Here is an 8,917-nt window from a genome sequence, read left to right on the forward strand (position 1 = left end):
CGCTTCTGGTAGTACCCACTACCAGAAGCGCGCACGGGGGAGGGGGCGGATCAGAGTCGGGCTCGGGACCGTTCGAACAGTTCGCGCAACTCGTGCGCGGACACCTCCGTTCCGGTGCGGTCGGCGTGATCCTGGACGTGCCGGGCGAGTTCGATCTGCGCGTCGCGGGGCAGGTCGATGCCGAACTCGGTTTCCAGCACGTAGGCGATACCGCCCTTACCGGACTGCGAGTTGACGCGGATGACCGCTTCGTAGGTGCGACCCAGATCGGCGGGGTCGACGGGCAGATACGGCACACGCCAGTCGACGTCGCGCTCGGCGCGGTCTTCGGTGTCCGCGCGGGCGCGGTGTTCGGCGAAACCCTTGCGGATCGCGTCCTGGTGTGTGCCGCTGAACGCGGTGTGCACGAGCTCGCCGGCGTAGGGGTGGCGGGGATGGACGTCGATGCGGTTGCAGTGCTCGACCGTGCGCCGGATCTCGTCGATGTCGGAGAAGTCGATCATCGGATCCACGCCCTGCGCGAACAGATTCAGGGCGAGCGTCACGATGTCCACGTTGCCGGTGCGTTCGCCGTTGCCGAACAGGCAGCCTTCCACGCGCTGGGCGCCGGCGAGGACCGCCAGTTCGGCGCACGCGATTCCCGTACCGCGATCGTTGTGCGGATGCACCGACAGGATCACACCGTCGCGCCGCGACAGGTTCTTGTGCATGTACTCGATCTGGTCGGCGTACACGTTGGGGGTCGCCACCTCGACGGTGGCGGGCAGATTGACGATCACCGGTCGGTCGGGCGACGCCTCCCACAGCCCGGTCATCGCGTCGCAGATCTCCAGCGCGTAGTCGGGTTCGGTCAGGTTGAAGACCTCCGGCGAGAACTCGAAGCGCACATTCGGTAGTCCGGCGGTGAGCTCGAGCACGTCGCGGCCACCGGAGAGGATCAGGTCGGTCAGTGCGGCACGCTCGTGGCCGAGGACCACCTCGCGCCAGGTCGGTGCCGTCGCCGTATAGAGATGGACGACGACCGGGTTCGTGATGCCGCGGACGGAGTCGACGGTCCGCTCGATCAGGTCTCGTCGGGCGGGGGTGAACACCACGAGCGTGACGTCGTCGGGGGCGAGATCGCTCTCGGCGATGAGCCGTACGAATTCGAAGTCGGTGCGCGACGCGGACGGGTAGCCGACCTCGATCTCCTTGTAGCCCATGGCGACCATGAGCTCGAAGAAGCGGCGCTTGCGGTGCGGGTCCATCGGCTCGGCGAGCGCCTGGTTGCCGTCGCGCAGATCGACGGGCACCCACAGGGGCGCCTCGGTGATGCGGCGGTCGGGCCACGCACGGTCGATGTCGGGGACCTCGACGCGGGTGAAGACGTCCCGGTAGCGGTGGGCGGGCATCTGCGAGTGACGCTGCCGGTTCCAGTGTGGGGCGGCGTCGGGTATGGCTCCCGCGGGAGTGGCGATACTGGGGAAGGCGGAAGTGGACACGGTGGATGTTCCTCGTCGTTCGGTCGGCGACCGGCATGATCGAACCCCACGACGGGAGCCGGTCGAACTACGTCCCGTCGTGGCGGCGAAGGAGAAGGAATCCGCTGGCGCACACGAGGAGAAAGATAGCACAACTCCTCAGACAAGTAGAGAGGTAGGGCGGGAATGGCCCAGGTGCAGAAGGTTCCGTTGGCGGATCAGGCGGCAGAACTGTTGTTGACGCGGATCCGGGAAGGGGAGTGGGAACTCGGCGGGAAACTCCCCGGTGAGACCACGCTCGCGCCGCAACTCGGGGTGGGGCGGTCCACCGTGCGCGAAGCCATCCGTCAATTGGCCGGTCGCGGTGTGCTCACGACGCGACAGGGTGCGGGCGTGTTCGTCGCGGCGCTCGACGTGCGCGACGACTGGGACGAATCGGTGCGCCGCGCCGACATCCGTGCGGTCGTCGAGGCGCGGGTCGCCATCGAGACGGAAGCGGCAGCGCTCGCCGCGGCCCGGCGCACCCCGGCAGACCTACGGGTGATCCGACGTGCACTCGCCGAACGGGAACGAACCCGGGAAACCGTCGACGGGCACGTCGACGCGGACACGGCCTTCCACCGCAGCATCGTCGTCGCCGCCCACAATCCGATCCTCGTCGACCTGTTCGACGGTTTCACCCCGCGTCTCCGGCAGGCCATGATCGACATGCTTCGGCTCCGAGGGGAGTTCGGCAGCGATGTCGATCAGGACGTGCACGCCGCGCTGGCCGACGCCGTCGCCGACCGCGACAGCGCCGCGGCAGCGCAGCGCAGTCGCGAGCATCTGCTCTCGCTCGCCGACTCTCTCGGCTGACGCCGGATCAGAACCGGCCGCCGCTGGAGCCCCCGAAACCACCCCCGCCACCACCGAATCCGCCACCACCGAATCCGCCACCACCGAATCCGCCGCCTCGGCCGCTGTTGAGGACACTGTTGATCAGGATGCCGCCGAGGACGGCACCGGCGACGTTGCCACCCGACGAACCGCCGCGCGGCGGGCGCTGTCGATCCTCCCACCGGCGCACATCCTTCTGGGCCGACCTCAACGCCTGCGCCGCGAACGCCGCGGCGGCCCGCGCGTGCTGCAGGGCCACCGCCGGCTCGGACTCCGCGGCGTGATCGGCGGCCTGCAGGTGACGCTGCGCCTCCGACAGCCGGGTCCGGGCCTCCGCGCCGACGACCCCGCGTCGCGTCGCGATGAAATCGGCCGCCGCCGTCACCTGCGACCGCGCCGCCGTCAGATCCTGTTGCAGTCGCTGACGGGCGCGCGCCTCCTCCTCCCGGGCCTGATGTGTCTGCTCACGCACCGCATCGAGACGCGCATCGGTCTCCACCACACGAGTGAAACTGCCCAGCGGATCGGTGTGCTGCTGCGCCCGCGCCTGCTCGAGCGCGTCCTGCGCGGCTCTGCGGGCCTCGATCAGTTCGGCGCCACCGGCGTCGCCCAGCGCGACGGCATCGGCGATACCCTCCTCGGCGTCCGCCATGGCCGCCGGCAGCGTCGCGATCGCATGGCGGATGTCGTCCGCGGCGTGCTCGAGGGCGTCGAGCAGGCTCGTCGCATGACCGAGTGCGCCCTCGGCCTCCCGGATCGCACGTACCGCATCGCCCTGCTCGCCGACCGGGCGCGCCGCGGCGGTCCGTCCCTCGTCGACGGACTTCTCCGCGAACGTCACCTCCTCCTGCGCCAGCACCACGTTGTCCGCGACCGGTGCCAGAGCATCCGCGGGGAACTCCGACCGCAACGCCGCAAGCGCCTGCTCCGCATGTGGCAGGCGGGCGCGCACCCCGATCGCCCGCTGCGTGAGGGCATCGAGTCGTTTCGGGGCGTCCAGCAGCAGATTACGCATCGCATCGAAGGCATCGATCTGGGCGTCGAGCTCACGATCGGCCTGCCCGCACGACGAGATGAGTTGCACCAGCAGGTCCCGCTGCTGCGCCGGGGTCTCCGGAATGTCGTCGTCGAGGCGCTGCCGGATCGAGAACGCCGCCGCGAGAGCCGCCCGGGCCTCCCGGTGCGCTCGATCGAACGGTGCGACCGCATTGTCACCGAACTCGCCGCGCGCCAGTTCCAGTGCCTCCGCGCTGGACCGCACCGCGTTGTCGGTCTCCACCAGCACCTTCTGCGCGTGCAGTTCCAACCCCTCGATCGGGAGCCGGCGCAATGCATCGACGTCGCTCGGGTCGATCTGCTCGGCCTGCGCTGCCCCGGCCTGCGCGCGCTTGGACCGTGATCGCCGCGTGTACAGGTACACGCCGCCCGCGCCGGCCGCGATCACGCCGCCACCGACGAGCAGCGTCGTCACCGGCGCGCTCGACGGAGCCAGGGCATCGCCGAGTCCGTCGGCCGCGGCCACCGCGGCGTCCGCCCACAGGTTCGTGCGCAGCGGCGGCGTGATGTCGTTCGTCGCGATCCGGTCACGCTCCGATGCACTGATCTCGGATCCGTCGGGTGTCCACAGCGCGAAGTCCCGGTCGTCGGTGGCGACGGCGAGCAGAGCCGTGTCCGAACCGAATCCGCTGGCCTGCGCGGCCGTCCTCACCCAGGCGTCACGGTCGTATCCGTCGAACGTCGCCACGTACGTCACCCACAACTGCACCCGATGCTCGTCGTACAGGGCGTTCGTCGCGTCCTGGATCCTCGCGACGTCGTCGGTGCTCAGCACGCCCGCGGTGTCGGTGATCGGTTGCGGGAGTCGCGACGGCTGCTCCGCGGACGCGAGCGCGGGTGCGAGCAGCCACACGGCGACAGCCAGGAAGACGGTGATCAACGGGAACGTGGCGTTCGTGCGCGGGCGGGGCGCGTCCGATACGTGTGGCATGGGATCGAATCTAGTGGAGCACGGGGCCCGGCCAGGACCGGAGCGCCGTTCGCCCCGGTCAGGGCGCCGGCGGCCGGCGCCTCGGCGCGTCCACGACGGTGAACCGGCGAGCGCACTGGCAGAATCGGGAAGGTGAGTACCGCATCCCGCCGCCCCGGCACCGCAGCGATCCTCGACGAGGAACGGCGCAGCGTCGGTGCGCGGCTGGCGCGCTGGTGCCGGCGACTCCTCGCCGGACTCGTCCTCGCGGCGATTCTCATCGTGGGCGGCACGGCCGTCCGCGTCTGGCAGGTCGCGCGCATCGACGACCGCACCCCCGCCGACGCCATCGTGGTGCTCGGCGCCGCCCAGTACGCGGGCACCCCCACCCCCGTGTTCGAGGCCCGCCTCGAACAGGCCCGCAAACTGTACGAGGCCGGTGTCTCCGATGTGATCGTCACCGTCGGGGGCAAACAGGAAGGCGACCTGTTCACCGAGGCGGCATCGGGCAAGAACTATCTCGTGTCCGCCGGCGTACCTGCCGACGCGATCGTGGCGGTCGAGGAGGGCTCGGACACCCTGCTCAGCGTCGAAGCGGTCAGCCGGGAAATGGGCGAACGCGGCCTCACCTCGGCGGTCCTGGTGAGCGACCCGTGGCATTCCCTGCGCACCCGCACGATGGCGCGCGACGCGGGACTCGACGCCTGGACGGCCCCGACCCGCCAGGGGCCCGCCGTGTTCACCCGCGAATCCCAACTGCACGGCATCGCCCGCGAGACCGCCGCGCTGATCTGGTACCAGATCGCCCACCACTCGGCCGATTTCCCGTATACAGCAGATCAGTGACCCCGATTCGTTCGGCGAAGGACGGTCCGATGCACGGCTACAGCGAACCCGATCTCGAACGCCGCGTCACGGAGACGCCGAAACGGGCCGCGCTCGACGGCACCACCGGCGCCGCCACCATGCGTTCGGCGTTCGCGCGCGACCGCGCGCGGGTCCAGCACAGCGCGGCGCTGCGCCGACTCGCCGACAAGACCCAGGTGGTCGGCCCCCGCGACGGCGACACCCCGCGCACCCGGCTCACCCACTCGATCGAGGTCGCCCAGATCGGACGCAGCATCGCGGAAGGGCTCGGCGCCGACCCGGACGTCGTCGACCTCGCCGGGCTCGCCCACGACATCGGGCACCCCCCGTACGGGCACAACGGTGAACGTGCCCTCGACGAGGTCGCGGCGCCCTGCGGTGGATTCGAGGGCAACGCACAGAACCTGCGGATCCTGACGAGTCTCGAACCGAAGGTGCTCTACCCCGACGGCACGAGCGCCGGCCTGAACCTGACCCGCGCTTCGCTCGACGCCACCCTCAAGTACCCGTGGATCCGTCCCGCTCCCGGCGCGAAGTTCGGCGCGTACGACGACGACGCCGACGAACTGGCGTGGATCCGCGACGGTGCGCCCGGCCGGAGACGAAGCCTCGAAGCGCAGATCATGGACTGGTCCGACGACGTCGCCTACTCGGTGCACGACGTCGAGGACGGCGTCACCGACGGACGGATCGACCTGAGGGTCCTCGGCGACGCCGATGCAGTGTCGGGCCTGATCGCGCTCGGGATGCGCGAGTTCGCCGGCCTCGACCCGGCCGACCTCGTCGAGGCCGCCGAACGCCTGCACACGATGCCGGTCGTCGCCGCCGTCGGAACCTACGACGGAACCCTCGCGTGTTCCGTAGCGCTCAAACGCCTCACCAGCGAACTCGTCGGCAGGTACGCGACCGCCGCGATCGGGGCGACCCTCGACGTCACCGGCGGCGACCCGGTCACCCGATTCGACCAGGATCTCGTCGTGCCGCCGGTGGTCGCAGCGGAGGTGGCGCTGCTCAAGACGATGGCGTTGCAGTTCGTCATGTCCGATCGGTCGCACCGTGCGCGTCAGGAAGCGCAGCGGGAACGGATCCACCGCGTCGCCCGGCTCCTGCTGAGCACGGCGCCGAACGGGCTCGACCCGATGTTCGCGGCCGCGTGGAAACGTTCCGCCGACGATGCCGCCCGGGTTCGGGTGGTCGTCGACCAGATCGCCTCGTGCACCGAGTCCAGAATCGAACGCATCGACCGCGCCATCGACACCGGAACCCTGGGTGTCTGACGGCACACCGGGTCGGTTCCGGAGGACGACCTAGACTCGTGGGCGTGGCCGGACGCATTTCAGACAGGGACATCGCGGCCGTCCGCGACCGCGTGCGCATCGAGGACGTCGTCGGTGACTACGTGGCTCTCAAGCGGGGCGGCGCCGACTCGTTGAAGGGACTGTGCCCGTTCCACGACGAGAAGTCCCCGTCGTTCCACGTCCGTCCCAACCACGGGCACTTCCACTGCTTCGGGTGCGGTGAGGGCGGCGACGTCTACTCCTTCCTGCAGAAGATCGAGCACATCAGCTTCGTCGAGGCCGTGGAACAACTCGCCGAGAGCGTTGGCTACACCCTCAACTACGAGGGCGGGGGACCGTCGGTGCAACGCGACCGGGGAACCCGCGCGCGGCTCGTCGCCGCGAATGCAGCCGCGCAGGAGTTCTACGCCGAGCAACTCGCCACACCCGAGGCGCGGGCGGCCCGCGACTACCTCACCGAGCGCAACTTCGACCGGTCGGCCGCGGAGGCCTTCGGCTGCGGATATGCCCCGGCCGGGTGGGACGGCCTCACCAAGCATCTGTTCCGGCGCGGCTTCGAGTTCGCCGAACTCGAAGCGGCAGGGTTGTCGCGGCAGGGGCGGCGCGGACCGATCGATCGGTTCCACCGCCGGTTGCTGTGGCCCATCCGCAATCTGTCCGGCGACGTCATCGGATTCGGCGCGCGGCGCATCCACGACGACGACACCATCACCGCCAAGTACATGAACACGCCGGAAACGGTGCTGTACAAGAAGTCCCAGGTGCTCTTCGGCCTGGATCTCGCGAAGCGGGAGATCGCGAAGTCGCATCAGGCGGTGATCGTCGAGGGGTACACGGATGTGATGGCCATGCACCTGGCCGGGGTGAAGACCGCGGTGGCCGCCTGCGGAACCGCGTTCGGGGACGAGCATCTCGCGATGCTGCGACGGCTGCTGATGGACGACAGCTACTTCCGGGGCGAGGTCATCTACACGTTCGACGGCGACGACGCCGGTCGCGCCGCCGCGATGAAGGCGTTCGAGGGGGACCAGAAGACGGCGGCGAAGACGTTCGTCGCGATCGCTCCACAGGGCATGGATCCGTGTGAGTTGCGGCAGGAATCCGGCGATGCCGCCGTGCGTGATCTCGTGGCCCGCCGCACTCCGATGTTCGAATTCGTCGTCACGTCGATCCTCGCCCAGCACGACCTCGACACCGCCGAGGGGCGGGTGGAGGCGCTGCGACGGTGTGTGCCGGTGGTCGCGAAGATCAAGGACCGCACGTTGCGGGACAACTACGCGGTCCAACTCGCCCACTGGGTGGGCTGGGACGATATTCCCACCGTGCGGCGGCGGGTACAGGAGGAATCGCGGCGTGGGACCGCGGCCACCGCGCCGGCCCGGAACAAGGGGGCGGGGTCGGCGGAGACCGCGACGGTGCTGCGGCGGCCACGCCCGAAGGACCCGGTCCTGTGGCCGCAGCGGGACGCCCTCAAAGCGGCCCTGCAGTACCCGGCGATCGCGGGCCCGGTCTTCGATTCGCTGCCGGGGGAGACGTTCACCGATCCCGCGTACGCGGCGGTGCGGGAGGCCGTCGCTCGCGCAGGTGGTGCCGGTTCGGGACTCGGCGGTGCCGAATGGGTCGACGCGGTGGGTCGCGCCGCCGATGATCCGGTCGCGCATTCGCTGGTGATGGAACTGGCCGTCGAACCGCTGCCCGCGGAGGAGGAGCGGATGCCCCGCTACATCGGGGGTGTTCTCGCCCGGCTGCAGGAGGTGTGGGTGGGCGAGCAGGTCGCCGAGCTCAAATCGAAGCTGCAGCGGATCTCACCGGCCACCGAATCCGACGAGTTCCATGCCTTGCTCGGCGACCTCGTGGCGCTCGAGCAGTACCGCCGCAGTCTGCTCGACCAGGCCATCGGCGATGCGAACGGCGACGGCCTGGCCGGCTGAACGGTTACTTCTGGAGCTGATCGCGGGGCACCATGATCGTGGTGGTCTCGTCGATCGGCTTCATCGGTTCGAGCTTCGGTTGCGGGTTCAACGCGTCCGACAGCTTCTGCCGCCCCACCTCGATGGCCTTGTGGGTGACGGGGCTGGCTGCGACCGCCTTCGCGGTCTTGCTGATCTGCTCGTACCGCGCGCGCCCCGCTCGGGTGCCGAGTACGTACCCCGCTGCGACCCCGACCAACAATCCGAACACTGTGTCGTCCCTTCCGCCTGTGCCTGCGACTCTCCCATCCTGCCCGATGCGGCACCACATGCCCACATGCAGGCGATTTGGTGCAGCGGCGGGTGTGGCGCTAATGTTTTCCACGCACCCGGGGAAACCGCGGGTGCAGCAGGACAATCCCCTGTAGCTCAATTGGCAGAGCATTCGACTGTTAATCGAACGGTTGCTGGTTCGAGTCCAGCCGGGGGAGCTCTCGACGACGCCCCCGTCATCCACTGCGGATGGCGGGGATCGGAAGA

At 69.7% G+C, this 8,917-nt stretch carries 6 protein-coding genes, 1 tRNA gene and 1 pseudogene; 5 read left to right on the forward strand and 3 right to left on the reverse strand.

The window, feature by feature from the left end; genetic code table 11:
• Positions 1–71: 71 nt before the first annotated feature.
• A pseudogene (locus LDQ05_RS18515) lies at positions 72–1,391 on the reverse strand (2-isopropylmalate synthase); the annotation flags it as partial.
• 255 nt (positions 1,392–1,646) lie between these two features.
• Between LDQ05_RS18515 and LDQ05_RS18520 the strand changes: the two are divergent.
• Positions 1,647–2,315 (forward strand): FadR/GntR family transcriptional regulator, encoded by a 669-nt coding sequence (locus LDQ05_RS18520; RefSeq protein WP_226438423.1) that lies wholly within the window; start codon positions 1,647–1,649, stop codon positions 2,313–2,315.
• A 7-nt stretch (positions 2,316–2,322) separates the two neighbouring features.
• On the opposite strand, the gene LDQ05_RS18525 is transcribed toward LDQ05_RS18520, so the two are convergent.
• Entirely contained in the window at positions 2,323–4,323 is a 2,001-nt protein-coding gene (locus LDQ05_RS18525) for a TPM domain-containing protein (protein ID WP_226438424.1), read from the reverse strand.
• Positions 4,324–4,455: 132 nt separating this feature from the next.
• Between LDQ05_RS18525 and LDQ05_RS18530 the strand changes: the two genes are divergently transcribed.
• From LDQ05_RS18530 to dnaG, 3 genes are read left to right on the forward strand one after another with little or no spacing between them, the layout of a single operon-like run.
• Positions 4,456–5,148: a YdcF family protein gene (locus tag LDQ05_RS18530; RefSeq protein ID WP_372461157.1), complete on the forward strand. Its 693-nt coding sequence runs from the start codon at positions 4,456–4,458 to the stop codon at positions 5,146–5,148.
• 29 nt (positions 5,149–5,177) lie between these two features.
• Positions 5,178–6,446 carry a deoxyguanosinetriphosphate triphosphohydrolase gene (locus LDQ05_RS18535; protein WP_226438428.1) on the forward strand — a complete coding sequence of 423 codons (1,269 nt, stop codon included), beginning with the start codon at positions 5,178–5,180 and terminating at the stop codon, positions 6,444–6,446.
• A gap of 44 nt (positions 6,447–6,490) precedes the next feature.
• Positions 6,491–8,398: a DNA primase gene (gene dnaG, locus LDQ05_RS18540; RefSeq protein WP_226438425.1), complete on the forward strand. Its 1,908-nt coding sequence runs from the start codon at positions 6,491–6,493 to the stop codon at positions 8,396–8,398.
• A gap of 4 nt (positions 8,399–8,402) precedes the next feature.
• Here dnaG and LDQ05_RS18545 read toward each other — a convergent pair whose 3' ends face one another.
• On the reverse strand, positions 8,403–8,648 hold the full coding sequence (locus LDQ05_RS18545) for a hypothetical protein (protein ID WP_226438426.1): 246 nt from the start codon (positions 8,646–8,648) through the stop codon (positions 8,403–8,405).
• Positions 8,649–8,795: 147 nt separating this feature from the next.
• On the opposite strand from LDQ05_RS18545, the gene LDQ05_RS18550 reads away from it, so the two are divergent.
• Positions 8,796–8,868, forward strand: a tRNA-Asn gene (locus LDQ05_RS18550).
• The last annotated feature ends 49 nt before the right edge of the window (positions 8,869–8,917 follow it).

The sequence above is a fragment of the Rhodococcus yananensis genome (genome assembly GCF_020515525.1).
GTDB classification, from domain to species: Bacteria; Actinomycetota; Actinomycetes; order Mycobacteriales; family Mycobacteriaceae; genus Rhodococcus; species Rhodococcus yananensis.

Coding starts and splice junctions, on each gene's coding strand:
- LDQ05_RS18520 (WP_226438423.1), top strand. CDS start 1,647: ATGGCCCAGGTGCAGAAGGTTCCGTTGGCGGATCAGGCGGCAGAACTG.
- LDQ05_RS18525 (WP_226438424.1), bottom strand. CDS start 4,323: ATGCCACACGTATCGGACGCGCCCCGCCCGCGCACGAACGCCACGTTC.
- LDQ05_RS18535 (WP_226438428.1), top strand. CDS start 5,178: ATGCACGGCTACAGCGAACCCGATCTCGAACGCCGCGTCACGGAGACG.